The sequence below is a fragment of the Clostridium sardiniense genome, assembly GCF_050584765.1.
In the GTDB taxonomy this organism is placed as follows: Bacteria; Bacillota; Clostridia; order Clostridiales; family Clostridiaceae; genus Clostridium; species Clostridium sardiniense_A.
Map to the genome: position 1 here is coordinate 1,713,314 of NZ_JBNOOR010000001.1, position 26,088 is coordinate 1,739,401.

32 protein-coding genes are annotated in these 26,088 nt (G+C 28.5%); 1 reads left to right on the plus strand and 31 read right to left on the minus strand.

Going from position 1 to position 26,088, the window contains the following annotated elements:
- Window positions 1–250: 250 nt before the first annotated feature.
- The 6 genes from ACQPUW_RS08460 to gpr all read right to left on the minus strand — a co-directional run bounded on the left by ACQPUW_RS08460 (window position 251) and on the right by gpr (window position 6,346).
- Complete coding sequence (locus ACQPUW_RS08460) at window positions 251–523, minus strand: hypothetical protein (RefSeq protein ID WP_430837007.1); 273 nt, start codon at window positions 521–523, stop codon at window positions 251–253.
- A gap of 123 nt (window positions 524–646) precedes the next feature.
- Entirely contained in the window at window positions 647–2,452 is a 1,806-nt protein-coding gene (gene lepA, locus ACQPUW_RS08465; RefSeq protein WP_430837008.1) for a translation elongation factor 4, read from the minus strand.
- A gap of 135 nt (window positions 2,453–2,587) precedes the next feature.
- Window positions 2,588–2,962 carry a hypothetical protein gene (locus ACQPUW_RS08470; RefSeq protein WP_430837009.1) on the minus strand — a complete coding sequence of 125 codons (375 nt, stop codon included), beginning with the start codon at window positions 2,960–2,962 and terminating at the stop codon, window positions 2,588–2,590.
- 63 nt (window positions 2,963–3,025) lie between these two features.
- Window positions 3,026–4,087 (minus strand): stage II sporulation protein P, encoded by a 1,062-nt coding sequence (locus tag ACQPUW_RS08475; RefSeq protein WP_430837010.1) that lies wholly within the window; start codon window positions 4,085–4,087, stop codon window positions 3,026–3,028.
- Window positions 4,088–4,150: 63 nt separating this feature from the next.
- On the minus strand, window positions 4,151–5,215 hold the full coding sequence (locus ACQPUW_RS08480; protein WP_430837011.1) for a stage II sporulation protein P: 1,065 nt from the start codon (window positions 5,213–5,215) through the stop codon (window positions 4,151–4,153).
- Window positions 5,216–5,371: 156 nt separating this feature from the next.
- A complete protein-coding gene (gpr, locus tag ACQPUW_RS08485; protein ID WP_430837012.1) occupies window positions 5,372–6,346 on the minus strand; it encodes a GPR endopeptidase in 975 nt (324 codons plus the stop codon).
- Window positions 6,347–6,522: 176 nt separating this feature from the next.
- On the opposite strand from gpr, the gene rpsT reads away from it, so the two are divergent.
- Entirely contained in the window at window positions 6,523–6,786 is a 264-nt protein-coding gene (gene rpsT / locus ACQPUW_RS08490) for a 30S ribosomal protein S20 (RefSeq protein ID WP_204593749.1), read from the plus strand.
- A 103-nt stretch (window positions 6,787–6,889) separates the two neighbouring features.
- Here the strand turns inward: rpsT and holA are convergent, their stop codons facing one another.
- From holA to hypA, 25 genes are all read right to left on the minus strand, one after another.
- Complete coding sequence (holA, locus tag ACQPUW_RS08495) at window positions 6,890–7,924, minus strand: DNA polymerase III subunit delta (protein WP_430837013.1); 1,035 nt, start codon at window positions 7,922–7,924, stop codon at window positions 6,890–6,892.
- A 23-nt stretch (window positions 7,925–7,947) separates the two neighbouring features.
- Window positions 7,948–9,642: a ComEC/Rec2 family competence protein gene (locus ACQPUW_RS08500; protein WP_430837014.1), complete on the minus strand. Its 1,695-nt coding sequence runs from the start codon at window positions 9,640–9,642 to the stop codon at window positions 7,948–7,950.
- A 51-nt stretch (window positions 9,643–9,693) separates the two neighbouring features.
- Window positions 9,694–10,047, minus strand: coding sequence for a stage V sporulation protein AE (gene spoVAE, locus ACQPUW_RS08505; RefSeq protein ID WP_430837015.1), 354 nt, complete (start codon window positions 10,045–10,047; stop codon window positions 9,694–9,696).
- Between the two features lie 20 nt (window positions 10,048–10,067).
- Complete coding sequence (spoVAD, locus tag ACQPUW_RS08510) at window positions 10,068–11,090, minus strand: stage V sporulation protein AD (protein ID WP_430837016.1); 1,023 nt, start codon at window positions 11,088–11,090, stop codon at window positions 10,068–10,070.
- 20 nt (window positions 11,091–11,110) lie between these two features.
- Window positions 11,111–11,569: a stage V sporulation protein AC gene (gene spoVAC / locus ACQPUW_RS08515; protein ID WP_430837298.1), complete on the minus strand. Its 459-nt coding sequence runs from the start codon at window positions 11,567–11,569 to the stop codon at window positions 11,111–11,113.
- Between the two features lie 133 nt (window positions 11,570–11,702).
- A complete protein-coding gene (gene sigF, locus ACQPUW_RS08520; RefSeq protein ID WP_204593744.1) occupies window positions 11,703–12,458 on the minus strand; it encodes an RNA polymerase sporulation sigma factor SigF in 756 nt (251 codons plus the stop codon).
- 9 nt (window positions 12,459–12,467) lie between these two features.
- Complete coding sequence (gene spoIIAB / locus ACQPUW_RS08525) at window positions 12,468–12,902, minus strand: anti-sigma F factor (RefSeq protein WP_430837017.1); 435 nt, start codon at window positions 12,900–12,902, stop codon at window positions 12,468–12,470.
- 13 nt (window positions 12,903–12,915) lie between these two features.
- On the minus strand, window positions 12,916–13,251 hold the full coding sequence (gene spoIIAA / locus ACQPUW_RS08530; protein ID WP_430837018.1) for an anti-sigma F factor antagonist: 336 nt from the start codon (window positions 13,249–13,251) through the stop codon (window positions 12,916–12,918).
- A 204-nt stretch (window positions 13,252–13,455) separates the two neighbouring features.
- Window positions 13,456–15,744, minus strand: coding sequence for an AAA family ATPase (locus ACQPUW_RS08535; RefSeq protein ID WP_430837019.1), 2,289 nt, complete (start codon window positions 15,742–15,744; stop codon window positions 13,456–13,458).
- A gap of 218 nt (window positions 15,745–15,962) precedes the next feature.
- Window positions 15,963–16,637 carry a deoxyribose-phosphate aldolase gene (deoC, locus tag ACQPUW_RS08540; protein ID WP_430837299.1) on the minus strand — a complete coding sequence of 225 codons (675 nt, stop codon included), beginning with the start codon at window positions 16,635–16,637 and terminating at the stop codon, window positions 15,963–15,965.
- A 101-nt stretch (window positions 16,638–16,738) separates the two neighbouring features.
- Complete coding sequence (locus ACQPUW_RS08545) at window positions 16,739–17,785, minus strand: DNA polymerase IV (protein ID WP_430837020.1); 1,047 nt, start codon at window positions 17,783–17,785, stop codon at window positions 16,739–16,741.
- A 17-nt stretch (window positions 17,786–17,802) separates the two neighbouring features.
- Entirely contained in the window at window positions 17,803–18,771 is a 969-nt protein-coding gene (locus ACQPUW_RS08550) for a DUF4003 family protein (RefSeq protein WP_430837021.1), read from the minus strand.
- 224 nt (window positions 18,772–18,995) lie between these two features.
- Complete coding sequence (locus tag ACQPUW_RS08555) at window positions 18,996–19,385, minus strand: 4Fe-4S dicluster domain-containing protein (protein ID WP_430837022.1); 390 nt, start codon at window positions 19,383–19,385, stop codon at window positions 18,996–18,998.
- A gap of 1 nt (window position 19,386) precedes the next feature.
- Window positions 19,387–19,821 (minus strand): NADH-quinone oxidoreductase subunit B family protein, encoded by a 435-nt coding sequence (locus tag ACQPUW_RS08560; protein ID WP_430837023.1) that lies wholly within the window; start codon window positions 19,819–19,821, stop codon window positions 19,387–19,389.
- 9 nt (window positions 19,822–19,830) lie between these two features.
- On the minus strand, window positions 19,831–20,787 hold the full coding sequence (locus tag ACQPUW_RS08565; RefSeq protein WP_430837024.1) for a respiratory chain complex I subunit 1 family protein: 957 nt from the start codon (window positions 20,785–20,787) through the stop codon (window positions 19,831–19,833).
- 13 nt (window positions 20,788–20,800) lie between these two features.
- Complete coding sequence (locus ACQPUW_RS08570; RefSeq protein ID WP_430837025.1) at window positions 20,801–22,654, minus strand: proton-conducting transporter membrane subunit; 1,854 nt, start codon at window positions 22,652–22,654, stop codon at window positions 20,801–20,803.
- The gene (locus tag ACQPUW_RS08575; RefSeq protein ID WP_430837026.1) at window positions 22,651–22,995 is read right to left on the minus strand and encodes a sodium:proton antiporter; all 345 of its coding nucleotides are present in this window, start codon (window positions 22,993–22,995) and stop codon (window positions 22,651–22,653) included. Before ACQPUW_RS08575 ends, ACQPUW_RS08570 begins: the two co-directional genes overlap by 4 nt.
- A complete protein-coding gene (locus ACQPUW_RS08580) occupies window positions 22,985–23,437 on the minus strand; it encodes an MnhB domain-containing protein (RefSeq protein ID WP_430837027.1) in 453 nt (150 codons plus the stop codon). The genes ACQPUW_RS08575 and ACQPUW_RS08580 overlap by 11 nt, the downstream gene beginning before the upstream one ends.
- Window positions 23,427–23,714, minus strand: coding sequence for a hydrogen gas-evolving membrane-bound hydrogenase subunit E (mbhE, locus tag ACQPUW_RS08585; RefSeq protein WP_430837028.1), 288 nt, complete (start codon window positions 23,712–23,714; stop codon window positions 23,427–23,429). The genes ACQPUW_RS08580 and mbhE overlap by 11 nt, the downstream gene beginning before the upstream one ends.
- A complete protein-coding gene (locus tag ACQPUW_RS08590; protein WP_430837029.1) occupies window positions 23,711–23,962 on the minus strand; it encodes a Na(+)/H(+) antiporter subunit B in 252 nt (83 codons plus the stop codon). Before ACQPUW_RS08590 ends, mbhE begins: the two co-directional genes overlap by 4 nt.
- 4 nt (window positions 23,963–23,966) lie before the next feature.
- Window positions 23,967–24,302 (minus strand): monovalent cation/H(+) antiporter subunit G, encoded by a 336-nt coding sequence (gene mnhG / locus ACQPUW_RS08595; RefSeq protein ID WP_430837030.1) that lies wholly within the window; start codon window positions 24,300–24,302, stop codon window positions 23,967–23,969.
- The gene (locus ACQPUW_RS08600; RefSeq protein WP_430837031.1) at window positions 24,299–24,559 is read right to left on the minus strand and encodes a monovalent cation/H+ antiporter complex subunit F; all 261 of its coding nucleotides are present in this window, start codon (window positions 24,557–24,559) and stop codon (window positions 24,299–24,301) included. The genes mnhG and ACQPUW_RS08600 overlap by 4 nt, the downstream gene beginning before the upstream one ends.
- The gene (locus ACQPUW_RS08605) at window positions 24,556–25,080 is read right to left on the minus strand and encodes a Na+/H+ antiporter subunit E (protein WP_430837032.1); all 525 of its coding nucleotides are present in this window, start codon (window positions 25,078–25,080) and stop codon (window positions 24,556–24,558) included. Before ACQPUW_RS08605 ends, ACQPUW_RS08600 begins: the two co-directional genes overlap by 4 nt.
- A 10-nt stretch (window positions 25,081–25,090) precedes the next feature.
- Window positions 25,091–25,744 (minus strand): hydrogenase nickel incorporation protein HypB, encoded by a 654-nt coding sequence (gene hypB, locus ACQPUW_RS08610; protein WP_430837033.1) that lies wholly within the window; start codon window positions 25,742–25,744, stop codon window positions 25,091–25,093.
- A complete protein-coding gene (gene hypA, locus ACQPUW_RS08615) occupies window positions 25,745–26,086 on the minus strand; it encodes a hydrogenase maturation nickel metallochaperone HypA (protein WP_430837034.1) in 342 nt (113 codons plus the stop codon).
- Window positions 26,087–26,088 lie beyond the last annotated feature (2 nt).

A 26,088-nucleotide genomic window follows, 5' to 3' on the forward strand; every position in this document is an offset into this window, starting at 1 on the left:
ATTCAATTAAGCTACTCTAGTGCTATTATATATAAATTAATTGAATATTTTATAAATACGAAGTAATAACTTTGTCAATTTATGTATCTACTACTATTCTATATAAAAAGTAATTTATTAACTAAATGATATAATTCTAATTTTTTAAAAAACATAAAGCATAAAAAGCACTTACAATTAAGTAAGTGCTTTTTTAATAAATTTTTATACTATTATTTAAATTTTTAACTTTAATGCTTAAATTATCACCTTATATCTTTTCTAACAAATCTATATTGTCTACATTATGCATTATAAGATTCTTCTGAACTCTATATATTCTTGTTTTAATTTCATTATTATCAAATAATATAATAAGTTCATTATTTAAGCCATTATTGTTAACATAAGTATCTATACTACTTCCTTTTACACTTATAGGAATTATGTCTCCATTGTATCTTTTAAGGGTTCCTGTTATTATTCCTTCTCTTCTTAATTTTTTACACTTTATTTTTGGATCTCTTCTATTTACTTCTATCATTTAATATACACCTCCATAATTTCTTATAGTAATGTATATGCACCATAAATAAATTAATTCTTACATTAAATTTTATAAAAAAAAGAAACTCTAATTGAATTAGAGTCTCTTTAAATAATTTTATTAATCTACTTTTAAAATTGACATAAATGCTTCTTGTGGAACTTCTACTGATCCCACTTGTCTCATTCTCTTCTTACCTTCTTTTTGCTTTTCAAGAAGCTTTCTCTTTCTTGATATATCTCCACCATAACATTTAGCAAGTACGTCTTTTCTCATAGCTTTAACAGTTTCTCTTGCTATGATTTTAGCTCCTATTGCTGCTTGTATTGGCACTTCAAAAAGTTGTCTTGGAATAATTTCTTTAAGTTTTTCAGCTATTCCTCTTCCTTTATGATAAGCTCTCTCTTTTGGTACTATCATTGAAAGAGCATCTACTACATCTCCATTTAGAAGAATATCAAGCTTGCAAAGATCTGCTCTTTCATATCCTTTGAATTCATAATCTAATGATGCATATCCTCTTGTCTTTGATTTTAATGTATCAAAGAAGTCATAAACTATTTCATTTAAAGGAATATCGTAATTTATTACAGCTCTTGTTTCCTCCATATATTGCATATCAATATATGTTCCTCTTCTATCTTGACAAAGTTCCATAACAGCTCCTACATATTCAGTTGGTGTTATTATAGATGCTTTTACAACAGGTTCTTCCATATAATCAATTTCACTCATTTCTGGAAGATTAGTTGGATTTGTAATATCAAAAACTTCTCCATCAGTCTTTTTTATCTTGTATATAACAGATGGTGCTGTTGTAATTATATCTAGATTAAATTCTCTCTCTATTCTTTCTTGGATTATTTCCATATGTAATAATCCTAAGAATCCACATCTAAATCCAAATCCTAATGCAACTGAACTTTCTGGTTCAAAATTTAATGCTGCATCATTTATTTGAAGCTTTTCTAATGCTTCTTTTAATTCTTCATATTTCGCTCCATCTACTGGATATATACCTGAATAAACCATTGGAATAGCTGGCTTATATCCTGGAAGTGCTTCTTCTGTTTCTCTTCCACTCTCAGTTATTGTATCACCAACTCTAGCATCTTTTACATTCTTAATAGATGCTGTAATATATCCAACGTCACCTGCTCTTAGTTCATTCGCTGGTAAAAATCCTGGAGTAAACACTCCAACTTCTGTAACATCATAAACTTTATCAGTTGCCATAAACTTTATTTTAGTTCCTCTTTTTACTATACCATCTTTGATTCTTACATAACTTACAACACCTTTATAAGTATCATAGTATGAATCAAAAACTAAGGCTTTAAGAGGTGCTTCTTCATCTCCACTTGGTGCTGGTATATCACGAACTACAGCTTCTAATACATCTTCTACATTTAATCCTGTTTTGGCTGATATCATTGGCGCTTCGTCAGCTGGAATACCAATTACATCTTCAATTTCTTGCTTTACTTCATCCGCTCTTGAAGATGGAAGGTCTATCTTATTTATAACAGGACTTATTTCTAAATCATTGTCTAATGCCAAATAACAATTTGCTAATGTTTGAGCTTGTATTCCTTGCGTTGCATCAACAACTAATACTGCACCCTCGCATGCTGCCAAACTTCTTGATACTTCATATGTAAAATCTACGTGTCCTGGAGTATCTATAAGATTTAATATATATTCTTCTCCGTTCTCTCTTCTATAAATAAGTCTTGCTGCTTGAGACTTAATTGTTATTCCTCTTTCTCTTTCAATTTCCATATTATCAAGTACTTGTTCTTCCATTTCTCTTTTAGTTAAAGTACCTGTAATTTCTAACAATCTATCTGCTAATGTTGATTTACCGTGGTCTATATGCGCTACTATTGAAAAATTTCTAATAAATTTTTGTCTATCATTTTTCATATATAAAACTGCCCTTCTATGTACAAAAGCAGTTATTTCACCCCCATATATTAAAGTCAAGCTAAATTATATCACACTTTGCATAGTAAGTGTCAATAATTTATGGGTTAATATAACTGCTATTTATTATTTATTTTAAGGCATTATTTTTTCAAATAAGGCCTCTATGTCATTAATTAAATTTACTGATATATTCTTAACTGCTAAAACTGCTTTTTTCACTCCACTTATTAGGTAGGATTCCTCTTTTATTTTTATTCTTTTATCATTTATAGTTACTAAATATTCCCCTTCGTTTTCATTATTATAGATTTTAACATTTGAATTATCTTGAATAAAACTATTAAACTCTTCCCCAAACTCTGTATTAACTATCTTTTTATTGTCATCAGTATTTCCTACTGGTGATAATGCTTTGGTATTTATAATATTAATATTTACTAGTCCAATACTAGCAAATATTAAAAGAAAACTTGAAAATATTATTATTAAATACTTCTTCTTTTTCATAAAGTTTCACCTCTTTAAAAATTCCTATTTATAAAGATTTCCACTTTAAGTAAATTTATTCATTTATTTCCCATTTATATACTCAGCTATTATTCTAGCAATATATTTGCCTGATGTCATAGCCTCTTTTGATGTGTTTATATTAGCTCCAACTTCTATAAGTATTGAATTACTAAATATATCTTGATTAAATGAATTTATTCCTCTATTGTATGTGTATGTCTTTCTTGCAAGTCCTGGATATAATTCGTTGGTTATTGCAGAGAGTTCTTTTTCTAACTTATCATTAGCTTTAAATTTTGAACTACTTATTGAATTTACATACATTATTTTAGCCATACTTTCCCCATTTATACTTGTTGTAAATAAATCCTTAGTTTTTTGAGTTGCCTTTTTTAGATCAACACCATCTCTATGCATATCTATTACAAGTTTAAAGCTATCATTATATTTTTTTGCATATCCTTTTACAGTTTCTCTTGATCTATTATAACTATCATTATATGAAGTATCATGTATTGTTTTATCATGTATAACTGAGATACCATACTTTTCTTCAAGTTCTTTCTCAATTACATTTCCAACGCCAACTACATTATAATTTTGGTCATTGGTTGATTTTTCTGATTCAGCATAATTTTCTCCTGAATGTGTATGATATATTAAGACTTCTGGCTTTGATTTATTAAGTTCCTTTTTAAGCTTTGGATTATATAAATTACTTTTTTCTTCTTCTGTATATCTTGACACTGCACCATCATTTAATTGAAATGGAGTGTACTCCTCTGCTTGGTCATTTTGGGTTAATTTATCATTTAATTTAAACATCGGAATTTCACTATTTATTAACTTTGCCCCACTAATATCTGAAAGACCTAAGGCTTCTAATGCTATATTTTTTAGTGATAAATTATTTTCATAATATGCACCTTCATCATAAACTTGTGTTTCTATTAGGGGCATTGAAAAATTTAAGAGTTCTACATACGCAAGGCCACCTCTTTCATTGTTATTTTTCAATATATAGATACATCTTCCAAAAAATACAACTATGAAAACAAGTAAAATCATAATTCCTATATCCATGGAACCAGTTATTTTCTTCACTTTACCTTTTGATATCACCTCTTATCCCCTCCCACTTTTAAATGTATATGAGGAGATTTACATAATTATTCTTTTAGTAAATTATTTTTTCTTATTTATATATTCAGCTATTACTCTTGCAAGATATTTTGCAGTTGTCATAGATTCTTTTGATGTATTTATATTTGACCCTACTTCTATAAGAATTGAGTTATTAAATATATCTTGATTAAGTAGATTTATTCCTCTATTCCATGTTTCAACATTCTTTATAAGTCCAGGATACAAGGAATTAGTTATACTTACTAATTCTTTTTGCATTTTATCATTGGATTTAAATTTGGAGCTTCCTCTTGTATTTAAATACATTATTCTCGCCATGTCTTCTCCATTTATATTAGTTGTAAAAGCTTCTTTTGTTCTATCTGTAGCTTTTTTACGATCAATACCATCTCTATGAATATCTACTACTAATTTAAAGTTGTCACCATAATTTTCATAATATTTTTTTATAGTTCCTCTAGACCTATCATAACTATCATTATAAGAAACATCATGGGCCGTTTTATCATGTATAACTGAGATACCATACTTTTCTTCAAGCTCTTTAGCTATTATATTACCAACTCCAACTACATTAAGATTTGGATCATCACTAAAATTCTTACTCTCTGAATATCCTTCGCCTGTATGAGTATGATAAATTAGAACTTCTGGCTTTGATTTATTAAGTTCCTTTTTAAGTTTAGGATTATATAGATTACTTTTTTCTTCTTCTGTATATTTTATTATCGCCCCTTGATCTAACTGAAAAGATTCATACCTTTCTACTTCATCACGCTTTAATAACTTTTCGCTTAATTTAAATATAGGCATTTCGCTATTTAATAATTTTTCTCCGCTTATATCTGAAAGCCCAACTGCTTCTAACGCTATATTCTTTAGAGATAGGTTATTTTCATAATAAGCTTCTTTATCATAAACCTGAGTCTCCACTAAAGGCAGTGAAAAGTTTAAAAGCTCTACATATGCAAGTCCACCTCTTTCATTATTATTTTTCATGATATAAATACATCTTCCAAAGAAGATAACTATACTTATAAGTAGTACTATAACTCCTATATCCATAGAGCTATTTATTTTTCTTCCTTTAGCTTTTGATATCACCTATCATCCCCTCCTCATTTATAAATATATATGAGGAAATTTACATAGTTATTATATGTTTTTAATTAACGAATTTATCTATATATAGATAAAATAAAAAAGATCAGAATTTAATTCTAACCTTTTTTATTTTATAAATTTAATTAATATATAATTTTAGCTCATAAATTTATTTATATCTTCCATATCCAAATTCGGCTGTACAGCTATATTTATTCCATTTGCAATTATTCTTGAAAGAGAATCTATTACTAAATCAACTTCCTTTGGTGTAACCATCAAATCACCTATATATGGATTTAATAATTCTTTTATAAGCACACTCTTTTCATGCTTATCTATACTTTTTATCATATTATAGAACGCTGAATCTTTTTCAGACTTACTTATAAGTTCATCTATTACTAAATCTATACTGTCATTTGCAATAGTTGCAGCATCGACTACTGTTGGTACTCCAATCGCTATAACCTTTACACCTAATGTTTCCTCATTTATTCTCATTCTATGATTTCCAACACCAGCTCCTGGTGATATTCCTGTATCACTTATTTGAATGGTTCTATTTACCCTTTCTATTTTTCTAGATGCTAATGCATCAATACATATAACTATATCCGGTTTTATTTTATCTACAAGAGCTTTTATAACATCCCCTGTCTCTATTCCTGTAATACCTAGTACTCCAGGTGCAATAGCGCAAACTGGTATTATTGAATCATCGATGGATTCTGGCATTACATCTTTTAAATGTCTTGTTACCATTATTTTTTCTACGACTTTAGGTCCAAGGGCATCGGGAGTAACTTTCCAATTCCCAAGTCCAACTACAAGAGCTGTCTTACCTTGATCAATATTTACTAAAGCTTTTAGTGTCTTTCCTACCGCTTGAGAAACATCATCCATAATCTCTCCATCATATACTGTGTACTCTGGAATATCCACAGTTATATAATTTCCTATTGGTTTTCCTAATTTTTTTGCTCCATCCTCATTTTTTATTGTTACTTTTGTAACCTTACTATCATTTATTATATCTTCGTCTACAATAACCCCGTCAATGTCGTTTTTATGTACCTTGGCATAGTCTTCCTTTGCTTCAATTGCAAGGTCTGTTCTAAAGTTTAACATACTCTCACCTCTTAATTTATTATGTATTCTAAATTATTTTTCCTCTTTGTTTAAATTTAATACTTGAATATAATAAACTTCAATGCTATAATATGGTTTGTTGAATGTAAACTCGTACGCAAATTCCCCGTGAATTCGCTATGAGGCCCTATAAAATTTAGAGGGGGTGAAAAGTAATGGCAAATATAAAATCAGCTAAGAAAAGAATTAAAGTTACTGCAACAAAAACTTTAAACAATAGAATGGTTAAATCAGCTTTAAAAACTGCTATAAAGAAGTTAGAAGCTGCTATCGCTGCTAACAACGCTGAAGAAGCTAAAGCTTTATTCGTTAAAGCTACTAAGTCTTTAGACATGGCTGCTTCAAAAGGAGTTCTACACAAGAACATGGTTGCTAGAAAGAAATCAAGACTAGCTGCAAAGTTAAATGCTATGGCATAGTAACATAAACCGACCTTAACGGTCGGTTATTTACTTTTAGTGAATTTGATTAAGAGTATCTTAATTACATAAAAATACCTCACCACTTATTGGTGAGGTATTTTTACTTTTTAACCATTGCGATATTTAAAAGGAATAATTCAAGTTCTGCTTTTTTATCTCCTGAACTACTCTTTAGATTTTTCTCTGTATTTATACAAAAAGTTAATATTTTTTCAAGCTGTCCTCTTGAAAACTTTTTACTTTGAAGGATTAATTTTTCAACAACAAATTGAGGTATTCTAAACTCTCCAATAAAGTCTTGTACATTCTTACCCTTTAATAATCCAATCTTTATATCATATAGTCTTTTAAATTGATTTTCTATAGTTGTAATTATAAGCATATGTTGATCAGCTTTAAATAAAAGTTCATTTAATATATCAAGTGCTCTTTCAATTTTTCTTTGTGATATTAAATCAACTAAATCAAATACATCATCTTCACTTTTATTTGGAATTAATAAATCAATATCTTTTTTATTTATATCTCTATCTCCTACGTAATCAACAATTTTAGAAACTTCTTTTTTAGCTATATCTAAATTCATTGGAAGCTTCTCGCAAAGATACCTAAGTTCTATTTTATTTATACTCTTGTTATTTTCTTTAAACATAGAGTCAACTCTTTTATAAAAACCATCTCTCTTTAGTTTATCTATCTGAACTACAGTAGTTATTTTATCCAATGCCATTATATTTTTATTTTTCTTTACAGTATCTCTCTTATCACCAAATACATGATATAAAACCAATATAGTATGTTCTGGCATATCCTTTAAATATTCCTTCATACTATTATATAAACTCTTGCTTGAAGCATCTAATTTCTCTTTTAGAAATGCACATCTATAAACTATAACTACTTTCTTTTCAGCCATAAATGGAAGAGTCTCACATGCATTCATAATTTCATCAAAAGTACATTGTACTCCATCAAACTTAATAAAATTTAAATCTCTAAGTCCTTCATCAATATATGGATTTACTAAATTCCCTACTGCTTCTTTAATTAATTCTTCATCAGCACCACAAAAAACATATGAATTCTTAATTTTTTGATTTTTTATGTCCTTCTCTAATGTTTCATAATTTATCAAACTAATCACCTTTCAAATTCAATTTACTTTACTAATATATCATCACCTAATATAATAATCTCACTAGCTTCATTCTCTTTGAAATTTATTATATCATATTTCACTTCCTTTTTATTCCCACCAGATACATTTAAATAATAACTACTTCCACTTACACTTAGAATATAATCTTTTCCTTCTTTTTCTAAGTAATAACTATCCGATATATTTATTTTCTTAAAATCCTTATAACCTTTTGAAGATGCCGTTTTACTTTTCAAATCATCCATATTAGCTTTTTTATCAGAAACTATTATCCTGTCCCCCTTATAAGATATTACTAATCCCCCCTCTTTTCTATAGGTTATTTTGGGATTTAAACTATATAAATTAATGGAAATAAAAACCATATAAGCAATAGGTAATACTATAATTTTCTTAACTCCTCTTTTATATAGGTAATATGTAATTAATAAACTTATATAAAAATAAGCATACTCCACAGTTATATTTAAAGTCTCCGGAACAAAGTTTATAAATATGTCTGTTGTATCATCTAAAATATTTATTATTATATTTAATATAAAACTTAAAAAATCAAATATCTCTTGAATCCCTATCATACCAATACATATGACTCCTATTATAAGTATTAAATTTATAATTGGAATCAAAATAATATTTCCCACTATAAATCCAATAGAAAACTCATTAAAAAATATTATAAGTAATGGAAGAGTAAATATCTGCGCTGCAAGTGATATACTTATTGTATCACCTAGAAATTCTGGTATTTTATATAGCTTTCTTCTTATTTTTTTACTATATAGTAATATTCCTATAGTTGCGCTAAAAGATAATAAAAATCCTATATTAAAAATACAGTATGGTGCCATAATAAATATTATTATAGCACTTATAGCTATACCCCCTATTGGGTTATATTTTCTCTTTAATATGAATCCTAAGTTTGAGAATAAAAGCATTATAAATGCTCTAAGACTTGAAAAAGCTATTCCCGTCATAATTACATAAATAAATGTCATTACAAGAGATGCCTTCTCATTTATAAGCTTCTTAAATATTAGAAATATAATACCTATATGAAGTCCAGATACACTCAGTGCATGTATAACACCAAATCTATTCATATATTCTTCATCTTCTTTATCTAATGTACTATCTCGTCCAAATACTATAGATGTAACTAGTGAAGCTTTTCGTATACCAATATTATCTGTTAATTTCTCTTTAAACTTCTCTTTAAGTTTAGCTAATTTAGTAAATATACTTTTATTATAAATCTTAAACTCTTTAATTTTAAATTCTCCAATTATACCTTTTTCTTTATCTATATCTCTTTTAAAGCTTCCTCTAGCTAATATTAAATCTCCCTCTTTACATCCTTTTAGGTCACCTTTTAGAATAATCTTTCTTCCATCTACTTTACCTATTCCCCCATAGGAATAATTTCTTTCAACTCTTATCGTCTCATATTCATTAATATTCAAATTATAAAAATTGTTATTTATTAAAACTCCAATAATAAATACAAATAATATAAAAACTAAAAATTCTTTCCCTTCTTTTAAAAATACCCATAAAAATAAAAGGCTAACTAAAGTAATAGCTAGCCCTAAATCTCTATCAAAATATCTATAATATAAACTACTAATAAGTAGTGTTATAGCTATATATAAAATAGGTAACTTCACTTTGCCTATTTCAAATATCTTCATAACCTTACCACCTCATAGATGATTATTGACAGATAAACATTTCTTATACTTTTATTTACTCTTTGGATTAAATATAATTGCCATTAAGTATCCAAAGAAAATAGATGCTGTAATTCCAGCTGCTGCACCCTTTACTCCTCCAGTAAATATTCCAATTAATCCAACTTCCTTTACCTCTTTTATTACTGAAACCGCAAGGGAATTACCAAAGCCCGGTAGTGGTATTGTAGCTCCAGCTCCAGCAAATTCAACAAGTTTATCATATATTCCAAATGCTCCAAGTATAGCACCTAATGTAACAAATAAAACTAATATTCTAGCTGGTGTAAGTTTTGTTTTATCCATAAGTATTTGAGCTATAACACATATAAGACCACCTACAATAAATGCTTTTACATAATCCATACGACTATATTCTCCTTTCTTTAATCCATTTCAATAGCTACTGCATGAGCTATTCCTGGAATACTTTCACCTTGAAGGGATGACGTAGTACTCATAAGAGCTCCTGTAGAAATTACTAAAGCACTTTTTATTTCTCTTCTCATCATCTTCTTATATATATATCCAGCAGTTACAACAGCAGAGCATCCACATCCACTTCCACCTGAGTCAGTTCCTTGAGCTTCATTATCAAATATAATGTCACCGCAATCCACATGATTTTCTCTTATATCATAACCATATTCTAATATTAATTTATCCGAAATAGTTTTACCTACTTTCCCCAAATCTCCAGTTGTTATTACGTCATAACTTTTAGGAGTCCTGCCTGTATCTTTAAAATGCTTATATAAGGTATCTACCGCAGCTGGAGCCATTGCAGCTCCCATATTATTTGCATCCATTATTCCATAATCTTTAACAACTCCTGTTGTAACATATGTAATCTTCGGAAATTGATTCCCTTCTTTTCCAAGTATCATTGCTCCTGAACCTGTAACTGTCCATTGAGCTGTTTTACTTCTTTGAGATCCATACTCTAATGGAAATCTAAATTGTCTCTCAGCCGCACAAAAGTGTGATGAAGTCGATGCAACAACATTATTTGCAAATCCGCCATCCATAATTAAAGCTGCAAGACCTAAAGATTCAGCCATAGTAGAACAAGCACCATAAAGTCCAAAGAACGGTATATTAAGATCTCTTGCTGCAAAACCTGAAGATATTATTTGATTTAATAAGTCTCCTGCAAACATATAATCTATATCAGTTTCTTTTAAACTAGCTCTTTTTATAGACTGTGTTATAGCTGTATACATCATTTCACTCTCTGCTTTTTCATATGTTTCTTTTCCGCAAGTTTCATCGCTTAAAACTTCATCAAAATACTCTTTTAAAGGACCCTCTCCTTCCTTTGGACCTACTATTGAAAAAGCGGATATTATTCTTGGAGGATGTTCTAGCTTTACTGTTTGACCTCCAACTTTCTTAATCTTTTTATCCATTCTAAATCCAACTCCTTACTTTAAAAAAACAAATCTTTTATGTAATATATTAATCCCACAATTACGGAAGTTCCAATACCATAGACTAAAACGGGACCAGCTATTGTAAATATTTTTGCAGCAACTCCTAAAACAAAGCCTTCCTTTTTAAATTCTATAGCTGGTGCAACTACTGCATTTGCAAACCCTGTTATAGGTACTACTGTACCTGCACCACCATAACTTGCAATCTTATCATATATTCCTACTCCTGTTAGTAATGCCCCTAAAAATACCATTATTATTGCTGAAATGCTTGCAACTTCTTCCTTTGGGAATCCAAGTTGCAAAAATATATTTGATATTAATTGTCCTATATCACAAATTATTCCACCAACAAAAAATGCTCTAATGCAATTTCTTGTAAGTTGTGGTTTAGGCTCACTTTCTTTGGAAAGAGTTTGGAACCTTTGTTTTACAGACTCTTCTTTAGTTTTCATTTTTTTCTTACTCAAAATTACAACCCCTTTCTAAATTGATATAATTAGTATTTGTAAAAATTTAAATCTAACACTGGAAAATATACTCAATTTATGAAAATAAAAAAAGAAGGATTTTAAATCCTTCTTTTCTTTATTCTTTTAATTTTTCTTTCATTTTTAATAGTACCTTTTTTTCTATTCTAGAAACTTGAACTTGGCTTATTCCAAGCATTTTAGCTACTTGAACTTGTGTCTTATCCTTAAAATACCTAAGCATTATAATTTGTCTAGACTTAACATCTAGTGTTCCTATAGCTTCTTTTAAGGCTATTCTGTCAATCATAGAAGTATCATCTTCTCCCTTTTGACTAAGTTTATCTATTAAGAGCACAGGAGCACCGTCATCTTGATGAATTGTATCATATAAATACTGCATACTAGATGAAGCTTCAATAGCTATAACAATCTCTTCCTTATCTATTCCAGAGTATTCGGCTAACTCATCGATTGTAGGGTCCCTATTAAGGGTTTTGGTAAGCTCTTCTTTGCAGTAATGAATTTTTCTAGCTAAAGTTTTAACATTACGGCTTACCTTAATCATTCCATCATCTCTTAAAAATCTTTTGATTTCTCCAATTATCATCGGAACTGCATATGTTGAAAACTTAACATTAAATGAATCATCAAAATTCTTTATAGCTTTAACTAGCCCAATTGAGCCTATTTGATATATATCTTCATATTCATATCCCCTATTTAAAAACTTTTTACTAATAGAAGATACTAATGGAAGATTCATTTCTATCAATCTATCTAAGGCTTTTTGATTACCACTTTTAGCTAAAGGTAAAAGCTCAGAATTATCATCATAATTAAATTCCTCTCTTTTATAATTCTCAATATTCATATTATTCCCCTAACCTAATTCAGTATCAAATTTTTTCTTTATAACCACCTTTGTCCCTTTTCCCTTTTCACTATACACTTCTAAGCTATCCATAAAACTTTCCATAACAGTAAAGCCCATTCCTGATCTTTCAAGGTCAGGTCTTGATGTATATAATGGCTCTTTTGCTTTTTCTATATCTTCAATTCCTCTACCAAAGTCAGATATAACTATCTCAACTTCATCTCCCTTTATAGATGCATCAATTCTAACCTTTCCATCTTCTCTATTCTCATATCCATGAATAATAGAATTTGTTACACCCTCAGATACTGCAGTTTTTACATCTGTCAATTCTTCTATTGTAGGATCTAACTGTGAAACAAAGGCTGCCACTGCTACTCTTGCAAAAGCCTCATTTTGAGATTTGCTTAAGAATTCAATACTTATTTTATTATCATACATGAAAACCCCTCCATTAAATGCACCTTACTGCCTCATCTACAGTATTAAATTTTTTTATAATTTTAAATAATCCTGATAATTCAAAAACTCTATTTACACTTTTATTAACATCTGCTACACAAATATTTCCACCATTTGATAATACCTTTTTATATCGTCCTACAACCACTCCAATTCCTGAACTATCCATAAATGTTACGCCACTAAAATCTAATATAACTCTTCTTATGTTATCTCTTTCTATTCTATCATCAATCTTAACTCTAACTTCTTCTGCACTATGATGATCTAACTCTCCTAATAGATGAACAATTAAAGTCTCATCACTTTTTTCAAATTTAAGATACATACAAGTTACCCTAAAGTTTGCTTTAGAGTAATTCACCTCCTAATTTATATTTTTCACTTTATTTCTTCCATATTTTAACATATATTTATGTACAAAGTCAATTATATTAGCATTTTTTATGGAAATTTTTGTTATTAAATTAGTCATAAATAAATAGACTACTACATAATAAATTTTAAAATCTTAAATGTAGTAGTCTTATCCTTATTCTTTATATTTCTTTATTTCTTCATTTATTGATTTATAAAAGTCTTCTAACTTTTCATTATCTTCTAATATTAGAGTTTCAATGGCATCATCTAAAACATCCATCTCATATATATGGAAGTCACCTTCTCGTATAGCAGCTTCCACTTCTGGGCATAATATTAATTCATCTTTATTAGTAGATGGAATCAATACTCCTTTGCCCTTATATCCTCCTATTTCCTTGCACACGTTAAAGAAACCTTCTATTTTTTCATTTACTCCTCCAATAGCTTGAACTTCTCCAAATTGATTTAAAGACCCTGTTACAGCAATATTTTGCTTAACACCTCTCTTACTTATAGATGATAACATTGCTATCATTTCAGCAACAGATGCACTATCTCCATCAATCATTCCATAACTTTGTTCAAAACTTAAATGAAGATTTATAGGAAGTTTTTCATAAGGAGATAATATACTATACAATAATCCAGTTAATGTTTGTATAGATTTCTCGTGTATCTTACCACTTAATTTTGATTCTTTATGAATATCTATTACACTACCATCACCCTTTAATGCCAAGCAAGTTATTCTAAGTGGTTTTCCAAATCTATATATTCCTGTATCTAGTACTGCAAGTCCATTAATATTCCCAACTACTTTTCCTTCAGTCTTTACAAATATTTTCTTTTCTTTATACATATCCATATAGTCATCCAGAATACTATCCTTCTCATATATTATATTCTCAATATATTTTTTACCTATTATATCCTCATTATTTTCCTTTGCAAGATTATCAGCTTTAACTAATATATTATCAATTTTACTTTCATCTACATTAATTCTTTCTCTACTAGAAGCTTCTCTAACTAAGAATCTTATTATAGAATTAATCCCGTCCTCTTCTATTTTCAATAATTTATTTTTTTCTGCCCTTTGGACAATGAATTTTTTTAATCCATTCATTATATTCTTAGGATTTTTAATTTCACTTTTAATGTCACACTTTAAAGGAAATAAATTTTTAAAGTCATCATCATTGCTACAAAGAATATTGTAACTTTCATAATCTCCAATTATTATCACCTTAACATTTATTGGTACAGGTTCAGGCTTAAGTCCATTTATAGATAAAAGCTCTAGATAATTTCTATTGCTATCAAGATTAAGCTTTTCTGACATAAGTGTCTTCTTTAAATAATAATAACTATTTGGATTTTGTATAAGGTTATTTAATCTAATAATTACACATCCTTCATTTGCTTCTAAAAGAGAGCCTGGAGTTATAAATGAAAGATCAGTTACATAATTACCATTTTGACTTTCATATTCAATATTGCCCAAAAGATTTACAACATTTGGATCATCCTCATAAATAACTCTTGGATGATCATTATTTGAATTATCCACTAATACTTCTATATTATATTTTCCTAATATTTCTTCAACTTTAGTATCTTCATCCTCTAAATCTATACTATAATTTTCAATTAATTCTTCTTCTATGCTTTTATATAAATTTTCAAGATAATTATATACATCATCGTCTCTTATAAATTCTAGTAATAGATCATCTCTTATATTTTCCATTCTTTCATCAATAAAATTCTTAAAAATAACCTTCAGTCTTTCAATGGATCCAACCTCTAATTCTTTAAGATCATCTAGTATAACCTCTGCTCTTTGTTTTAGTTTAGTTGCTTTTTGAAGTATTTCTTCTCTATCTTCTATATCTAGCTCATCATATTCCTTCTCTGTCATTACTTCACCTTCACTTAAAGGAATAAAAGCAAATCCCCCTGAGGTTGCTTTTACATCAAATCCATCTACTTTTGCAACCTCTACAAGTTCACCTATATATTTATTCCTTTTAAGATGAATATTTTCTACTATATCGTCTTTTTCCTCGTCTGAAGATGTATTAAAAAATTCTAAAAAGCTTATTGTATATTCTTCTTTTAATTCTTTGATTTCCTTTTTAAGCTCTTTTCCTCTTCCATTAGAAATAAATATAGGAAAAGGTTTCTTTCTATCTTTCAGAGTTGCATAGCATATATCTGAAGGAGGTTCTAAGGATTTATATTCATTATCTATGAAATTAACTAACCCATCTATTTTGTCATTTGAAAATGAGTCTATCATATATAAGTTATACCCAGCCCTCTTTATATTAATGGCTCTCTTTATTTCCTTATAAGGAGTGCTTATCTCTGGAATTTCTTTAAAGTTTATTTCCTCGTCTTCGCTAATATATTCCACATCATAAATTATTTCACTTTGAGTTAATTCTTTCTTCATATAATGCTTTTTCCAAATTTACCTTTTCAAAAGTAAACTTAGCTAATTCCTCCTTACCTTTATAGTTGTATATTATATTAATATTCTATTTATTGGATTTTAGATATAGTTTTTTTCATTTAATACAAATAAGTTTAATTATTTCTAATAAGTAACTATTTAAAGCAAAAAAATACCTAAGGAGATTAATCTCCTTAGGTATTTTAAAGTATTTTCAATTAGTAATTACTATTTGACACTTTACCTTCACATATTTCAATTGAAGCTGAAGCTCCTATTCTTGTAGCTCCATTTTCTATCATGCTTTCAGCATCTTCTAATGATCTAACTCCACCTGAAGCTTTAACTCCAAGGTCTGGTCCTACAGTTTCTCTCATAAGCTTAATATCTTCCTTTGTAGCTCCACCTGTTGAGAATCCAGTTGAAGTTTTTACAAAATCTGTTCCTGCTTCTTTTGCAAGTTTACAAGCTATTACCTTTTCCTCATCTGTTAATAGACAAGTTTCAATTATAACCTTTGTTAAAGCCTTTCCTTTTGCAGCTTCTACAACTGCCTTTATATCTTCTTTTACAAAATCGTAATCTTTATCTTTAAGTCTTCCGATATTTATAACCATATCTACTTCAGTTGCACCATTTTCTATAGCATCTTTAGTTTCAAATACTTTTACATTCGTTGTTGTAGCTCCTAAAGGGAATCCTATAACAGTACAAACTTTAACTTCACTATCTTTTAATATTTCATATGCTTCCTTAACTCTTGTAGGATTTACACATACTGACGCAAATGTATATTCTAATGCTTCTTCACATAATTTTTTAACCCCTTCACTTGTTGCTTCTGGTTTTAAAATAGTGTGATCTATCATTCTTGCTAATTCATTTTTGTTCATCATTTGCACTCCTTTACATAATTATTCTTTAAGGTGATTATAGAACTTTTTCTTCAGCTTTGTCAAATATTTTTATCTAAAATTATCTATTTTACGACATACTAAAACAATGAAATTTGCTCTTCTAAACTCTCTTTAAATGAAGATACACTAAGGCCTATAAGCCTTATATCTTCTAGGAATTCTTCTTCACTTAGAATTTCATTAGCTATTCTTAGTATATCTTCTTCCTTATTTATATAATCATTTAACGTTCTACTTCTAGTATGATTTTCAAAGGAACTAGTTTTATATTTTATTGTTATAGTTTTTATTGATTTATCTTTTTCTTTTAGGAGATGTGCTATATTTTTCGAGAATTCTTTTAAATATTTTAATAGCTCATCTTTATCTTTTGTATCTCTTTTAAGAGTTCTTTCTTTTCCCATAGATTTTCTATCTCTTATTACTTTAACTTCCCTTTTATCTATACCTCTTATTCTTTCATATACTTCTATTCCTTGCTTTCCTAAGTATTCATACAAAAACTCTTTAGGCAATGAATACATATCTTCTATGTTAAAAAAGCCCATATTATTTAATTTTGATACTGACTTAGATCCAAGACCATGTATTTTTGATATAGGAAGCTTTAATAAAACCTTTGGAATCATTTCTTTAGTTATTTCCATAACTCCATTTGGCTTATTCCAATCTGAAGCAAGCTTTGCTAAAAATTTATTATAAGAAATACCTATGGATAAAGTTAATCCCAATTCTTTGAATACTCTTTTTTTTATATATAGCGCAGCTTCTCTTCCATTTTTTATGCTTCCTTCTGATAAATCTAAGTAAGCCTCATCAATTGAAAGAGGTTCAACTAATGGTGTCACTTCTTTAAATATTTCAAATACTCTATTTGATACCTCTTTATATCTCCAGTATCTTACTTTAACGAAAATCCCATTTGGACATTTTTGTCTTGCTATAAATATTGGCATAGCAGAATGTACACCATATTTTCTTGCCTCGTAAGAACAAGTAGAAACTACTCCTCTTTCACTCACTCCACCAACTATAACTGGCTTCCCTCTAAGTTCTTTATTATCTTTTTGTTCAACAGATGCAAAAAAAGCATCCATATCAACATGTAAAATTACCTTATCCATTAGATTAACTCCATTTATTAAGCTAAAACCTCCTCAAATAGCCCTTGCTTTTTGCTGACAAGAAAGGAATATATGGCAAAGCATAATAATTCCTCTAGATATTCATTTGAGAAGGAGCTGTTGTTTTTTTCATAAATTTCAACTATGACTATAGCTATTAATGTTCTAAATGTCTTATCCATATAAAAAGCATATTCTCCTTCTTCTTCACAAAGACATTCTGTAACTTCTCTAACCTTATTTAAATACTCATAAATCTCCTCATCCCTAGCAACCACACCTATTAGAGGTAGTACTTCATCCCCTATTCTCATATCTTTATTATTAAATACCTTAATAAATTCTTTTATTTCGTAAGGTGCTGATGCACTACTATTTAAAAGTATACTACTTGCTATACCTTGTAAATCATTTTTTGAATAATAATTTAAGTCTGATAAGTAATTAAACATACTTTGAATGTACTTACTAGTATTTTCTATGTTAGATTTATCTTTATTACTCTTAATTGCAAGAAGTGCAAATACTAGGTAATCTTCATCGTCTATAAATCCTTCATATTCATTTTTTAAAGATTTATATATCTTCTTCATATCGTTAATTATAGCTTCTTCTTCTCCTATCTTTGCATGCTTAGCTAGTGCATATGAAGATAAAACTAAATAATTCCCATCCTTGAAATCGTTATCTTTTAAATATTCATTCATTTCTATTACTCTGTTTGAAAATTCAATATAATTATTTTCTTTACTTATTAAAATAGATATCATATATAAAATGTCCCCTCTAAAGCTCGACATTTTATTTGTATTTGCTTTTATATATTTTCTAATTTCTTTTATTCTATCTATATTAATATTTTCATCTTCACCAAATATTAATGATGCAAAATGATTTATATATTCTCCATCAAATCTTAATTTATTTTTTGCTAATTTATAATTTTCTATTACCCTATTTGTAATTTCATATAACAGGCTATTCATAACATCCCTCTCCCTTTAAAATACTGCTTAACTATATTATATATCATTTTATAAATTAATCTCTTAAATATTAGTTACAATATTTTATTTTTATTATACTATTTATTTATGGCAATAATATGGCTAAATACTATTTTCCCTTTTATTTGAAATAAAATTTATATCAATTATCTCTCTTCATGTAAAAAGACTAATTCAAGTAAATCGAATTAGTCATTTTTATATTATTTTCTCTTTTCTACTCTCTTAGGCATAGTTTTAGTAAAACTTCCTCTAACTATAAGTTCTTCTTTATTATATGCTATAATATTTGATTCTTTAGTTAATGTTATTGCCTTTTTAGAACAAAAATCACTACACATTCCACAGAAAGTACAGCTAGCTAAATCGAATATTAGTGTTATCTCTTGCGTGCTCTCATCTATTTTCTTCATAGTTTTTGTTATAGCACATGGAGCACAAACCCTTGTGCATAAGCCACATCCTATACACTTTTCACTATCAAATTCAATTTTCCCTCTATATCCTTCTGGATTATTTTTATTTAACTCTTTATCTGTACTTGATGATTTAAATAAATTTTTAAATGCTTCTCTTAAAAAAGGAACTTTCATCTTAAGTCACGCTCCTTTTTTTAATTAATATATCTATAGCTTTCTTTAATCCTTCAATTATAGCTTCAGGCTTTGGTGCACATCCACCAACTAAAATATCTACATTTACCCATTTATCTAGTGGTCCTTCAATAGAATAACTTCCTTTAAATACATTACAAGACATAGGACATGATCCTAAAGACATTATGACTTTAGGTTCTGGAACTTGTGATATTACTCTTAGCATCCTCTCTTTTGATTGTGATGTAATTGGTCCTGTTACTACAATTATATCTGCATGCCTTGGAGTTCCTGCAAGCTTTACACCATATCTTTCAATATCATATCTTGGTCCTAAAAGAGCAACTAATTCAATATCACATCCATTACAAGATCCAGTATTTATATGATATATCCAAGGTGATTTTTCCATTCCTCTTTTTAGAATTCCCATACCTTCCTCCTAAAAATAACTAACTAATATCAAACTAATTAATGATAAAATTGTTGGGATTGTCCAATAAAACTTTAATGCTTGATTTATTTTCAATCTACCAAATACAGTTCTTACGACTGTTATAGAAAAAAACGCAACTATACAAGCTAAAATTATAAATATAATAATATTAATAATTTTATAACTACTAACACTTCCACCTAAAAATAAAGATACAAATAAAGCTGACATAATAAAACCTTTAATAGATTGAGTTAATTTAAAAACAGCTAAATATCTTCCTGAATACTCTACTAATGGTCCTTCGCATATTTCTGTTTCTCCTTCTGCAATATCAAATGGAACTACACCAGATTCTCCTGGAATTATCATAAGAAATGCTAAAGCTGCTGGTAGTAATTTTAGTGTAAACATAAAGCTTCCTTGATTTATCTGCGCAAGAGATACACTATTCATTAAAAAATTATTATTTATCTCTAATACCTGCCCTGAGAAAATACATACTGAAATAATAGATATAACCATAGGTAATTCTAAACTTAAAAGAAGTACTGCTTCTCTTGATGCACCTATATTTCCAAAGGTTGATGATGAATTTATTCCAGATACTATTAATGCAATTACTGAAATAGTAATTAAATATATTATAAAAATAATGTCTCCATTGAAACTTATATAGATATTATTAAAAATAGGAATAAGTAGTGGAATAATACAAACACTAACTAATCCAACTACCGGCATAATTAAAAATATCTTTTTATTTGAATATTTAGGTATTATTACTTCTTTTCCAATAAGCTTTAAAATATCATAAAACGGCTGTAATATAGGTGGTCCAATTCTTCTTTGCATTCTTGCTACTAATTTTCTATCAATTCCAGAAATTAATAAAGATATAAATATTACAAATATTCCTCCTGGAAATATAAGTGCATGAAATAGTAATTTAAAAAATTCCACTTTCTCACCTCTTCTACATAAACATAAAAGAATATATAAGCATAAAGCTTAATGTTAAAACTACCCAAAGAGCATAATCATTTACACATCCATTATGAGCATCCCTTATTATATTAAAGTATTCTTTGAATTCATATTTCATTCCCCAAAATATATCATGTGATCCTAACTTAGAATTGTAATCTACTTCCCCTCCAACAAAGGGTTCAAATTTACTATTTTCTATATTTTCGTGTACTATACTTACTCTAGTATTTTTAATATTAAGAAGTACTATAAATGCTAACATTAATATAAAAAATAGGATTAAAAATGAACTTGGATTATATGGAGAAATATAATCTAAAAATACAGCTCTACCTCTTATACTATCTATAATCTTGCTTATAAAATTTTTAATAATATTATCTGAGAACAAACCTAATAATAAACAAGCTACTGCAAGAAGTCCCATTGGCACTTTCATTGAAAAAGGTACTTCTTTAACTTTAAGTATATTTTTTGAAGGTGTACCCATAAAGACTGTATAGAATACTTTAATAAATGAAGCTAATGTCATAACTGAAACAATAAGACATAATATTGTTACTATTGGCATTCCAATATTATAAGTTGAATAATAAATAAGCCATTTAGAACTAAATCCATTAAATGGAGGTATTCCACTAATAGCTAAGGCTCCTACTATAAATACTCCCATAGTAAATGGCATCTTTTTTCCTATACCAGATACCTTATCTAAATTAGTTGTGCCAGTTCTGTAAAGAATTGCACCAGCACACAAAAATAATAAACATTTAAAACTTGCATGATTTATCATATGAAACAATGATGAGGCAAGTCCTAAATCTCCTCTCCAATCACTTGCAAATAAAGCAACACCAATTCCAATTATTATATATCCTATTTGAGATACAGAATGGAATGCCAAAAGTCTTTTAAAATCATTTTGAAGTAATGCCATAGTTACTCCAAGTATCATTGTTATAATTCCCCACACTATTATCAAATAAGCTATTGCATTGTTTGTAGTAAAAGAATATATCAAAAATAAAATTCTAATTACTCCATAAACTCCTGTCTTGCTCATAACTCCTGATAATAACATTGAAATTGAAGATGGTGCGGACATGTGAGCATCTGGTGGCCAAGTATGACAAGGTACCATAAATGCTTTAACAGCATATCCAACCATAAGCATAACGAAAGCTAATATACTTACTTTGCTATATAGCCCTCCATTTTGTGATAATTTATTAGATATCTCTAGTATATTTAGTGTATGAGCCTCCATATATAAAAGAACAGTTCCAAGAAGTATAAAAGATGATCCAAGCCCTCCAATAACCACATATTTAAAACTCGCTTCAAGAGCTTTACCCTTATTGTTTCTAAATGCAGTTAATGATATGGCAGCTATTGTCATAATCTCTAACATTACATACATATTAAATAAGTCACCAGTAAATACAAATCCAATCATACTTCCGGTTAGTAACATAGATAACATATAATATTTAGATAGCCCATTATCCTCTTCCATATATCTTATAGAATAAATAGAGGATATAAGACAAGCTCCGGTAATTATTATTCCAACAAATAAAGAGAGGGCATCTACCCTTAATGCTATTCCAATAGAGGTTCCATCTATTGGTTCCCATCCTCCCATCCAATATTCTAATACTTTATTCTCTATGAAAATTGGTCTTATCATCATTAAAGTAGTTACAAATGATGAAAGAGATGCGAAAATTGAAATACCTCTTTTTATCTGTATATTTTTTTCTTTAATAAGTCCAATTATAAATGTAGCAATAAATGGAATCATTATAGATATAATCGGTAAATTAGAACTGGTACTCATCCTCTAAGCCTCCTAACCTCATCTGCATCAATAGAATTATAGTACTTCTTAATTTTCATAACTATTGCAAGAGATAGCGTGGTTACACATGCTCCTATAACAATTGATGTAAGAGTTAGAGCCTGAGGTATAGGATCAACAAATATACTATTATCTTTCATTCCATTAAAAAATATTGGTGCTGTTCCATTAAATCTATACCCAATACTTATTAGTATTAAGTTTATTCCATAATCTAATAACCCCATTCCAATAACTATTTTTATTAGATTCTTTTTAGAAATAATAATTACTAATCCAAGCACTATAAGGAAAAATCCTCCTATATAATTAATAGTCATCTGTCTCCTCCTCTCCTTTTAATGATGAAATAACAACAAGTATTAAAATAGATATTCCCGCTAAAACTTTATATCCAACTGCAAAGTTCATAAAAAATATAGTTCCAGATGAAAATAGATTTCCAACACTTCCCTTATTTAATATATTTGAAAAGAATGATAATCCATAAATTATGCCAAGAGATGCAATGAAAATAAATGTTAAAGCTCCAAACTCCTCCATCCTACTAAGCCTTTTACTATTAAACATTTTTAATGTTTTCTCTTTTCCGTATGCTACATAATAGATAGATACAGCACTTGCTATTATTACACCTCCTTGAAATCCTCCGCCAGGACTTAAATGTCCATGCAGTATTATATATACACCAAGCAGCAATGCTAGAGGTATTATTATACTTCCACATATTTTAACAATTATATCCTTCTCTTTACCCTTCATTAGATTCATCTCCTTTTTTTAAAGCTTTCCTAAGAACTGCTGTTGTCCCACAAATTGCAGTAAAAAGTACAAAGGATTCACCTAAAGTATCATATCCTCTAAAATCAAAAACTGTTGCAGTAACAGTATTTATTGCACCTGTTTTCTCCATTGTATTTTCAACTATAGCTTCTCCAGCTCCGTCATATGTTGATTCCATTCCTTGCATCTCAATAGCTACTGATAAAAAGCTAAGAGATATTATAATAATAGAAATCTTAACTATAATTTTTTTCATTCCTTATCTTCTCCTCTTACCTTTTTAAGAGTTACAATGAAAATTAAAGGAGTCAGTACAGCCCCAACTGCACCTTCAGCTATAGCAACATCAGGTGCACCTAATATTAAGAATTCAAGAGCCATAAACGCTCCAAGAACCGCCATTGCAATAATACATGGAAGTAAATCATCTAGTAAATAAACTATTATTCCAACTATAATTATTCCAATCATAATTATAAAATTCAGCAAATTAAACCAATTCATAATACTACTTCCTTCCACCATATTCATCACATATAGTTTCATCACATAAATTAGCTTCTTTTTTATAAGCAGCTCTTGCCATTGCATGAGATGCGACTGGGTTAGTAATTAGTAAAAATATTGTTATTATAATACACTTCATACCAAGAGAAATATCATTGTCTGAAAATCCATATATTGAACAAGCAATTAAAATTGACATAGCTCCTAATGTTGATATATTAGTTGAAGCTTGTAATCTACAAAATACATCTTTAAATCTAAATATCCCAATAACTCCTGATATAATAAAAAACATACCAATAATAATCAATGCAACAATTATAAAATTTACAATCATAATTTTCCCTCCAGATATTTGCATATTAAAACTGTTCCTACAAACCCCAATAGAGTTAATACAAGTCCTAAATCTACAAATAATGCTCTGCCTTCTTTTGCGCCATATACTACCATTAGTACTCCAAGTATTATATCTATACAATCAGCACACATTACCCTGTCTATAATTGTTGGTCCTTTAAAAACCCTATATAAAAGAAAAACTGCTAATAAGCCTAACAATATTTGAATTATAATCATTATGGAATCTATCAATCTAAAAACCTCCTAATATTGTTCTCTAGCTTATTTTTGATACCATCTATAACACCTTGTTTATTTTTCACATCAATACAATGTATATAAAGACTATTTTTTAAATCTTCCTCATATATATCCATTGTTATTGTTCCTGGTGTCAATGTAATGGAATTTGATAATATATATAATCCCATATCTGACTCTAAATCACTCTTATATTTAATTATTCCTGGAGACACATCTATATCTTTAGATAATGCTTTTTTAGCTACATCTATATTTGCATAAATAAGTTCTAGTAAATAAATAGGTATAAATTTAATTATTCCAATTATCGCTCCTTTTTTCCTTAATTTAAAAGAAATATCCTCTAGTAAGTATAAAGATGTTAAAGCACTGACTAGCAAAGATATTACTAATCCAACCACTATTTCTGTTATATTTATTGATGTCAAGGTGAAATCTTGAAGAGTAAACCCAATCCAAAATATAAATAAAATAATCCAAACAGGTATTATTTTTCTTAATTTCCTCATAAACTTCCTCCTAAGGTCTATTTGTTTTACTTAAAATCCATTCCTTTACCTCACTTAAGCATCCATCAATTTTAGAGTTAACTGCAAAAGTCCTTATCTTTCTATTTCTTTTAATGGCATCATCAAAAACTTTACTATAACTAAACTCAAAATAATCTTTTAAATCACTCTTTGTTATTATCAATCCATCTGAGTTTGCAAACATCAATGGATACTTTTCAACTTTATCATCTCCCTCTGGAACAGATAATAGAGCTATTTTTAAATGTTCTCCTATATTGAATTCAGCTGGACAAACTAAATTCCCGATATTTTCTACTATAAGTAAATCTAATGATTTTAAATCGAAATTTGGTAGTATATTCTTAATTGATTCTGCTTCAATATGGCATGCACCATCTGTATTTAATTGAACAACTTCAATACCTTCCTTTGCTATTTTTTCTGCATCTATTTTTCCTGCAATATCTCCTTCTATCACTCCAACTTTTAGGCCTTCTCTTTTAAATTCTCTTATAAGATTTAATATGAATGTAGTCTTTCCAGCACCAGGCGACCCCATAACATTTATCATGGTAACTTTATTGTTATCTAACTTATTGTTTAATTCACTATGGCACTCTTCATTCCAATCCATTATTTGCTTTACTATTTTTATTTCCATTTAATCCACCTCAATACTTTCTAAATAAAATTCTTTCCCATTTAATATCTTAAAATTTCTCCCATTACAGTTTGGACATAGATACTCTCTCTTATCCATTACCCCTTCATACTTGCACTCTAAGCAATTTATCTTAAGGCTTATCTTTTTTATATTTATTACAGCATCTTCTGCAATTGTACCTTTGCTTATAATATTAAAATAATAATTTATACAATCAGGAACTAGACCTGTTATTTCTCCAACACATAAATTTATTTTATTTATCTTCTTAAAATCACCTACAGCCTCTTCATTCTCACAGATATTTAATATGCTTTTAGTTACCGAAAGCTCGTGCATAT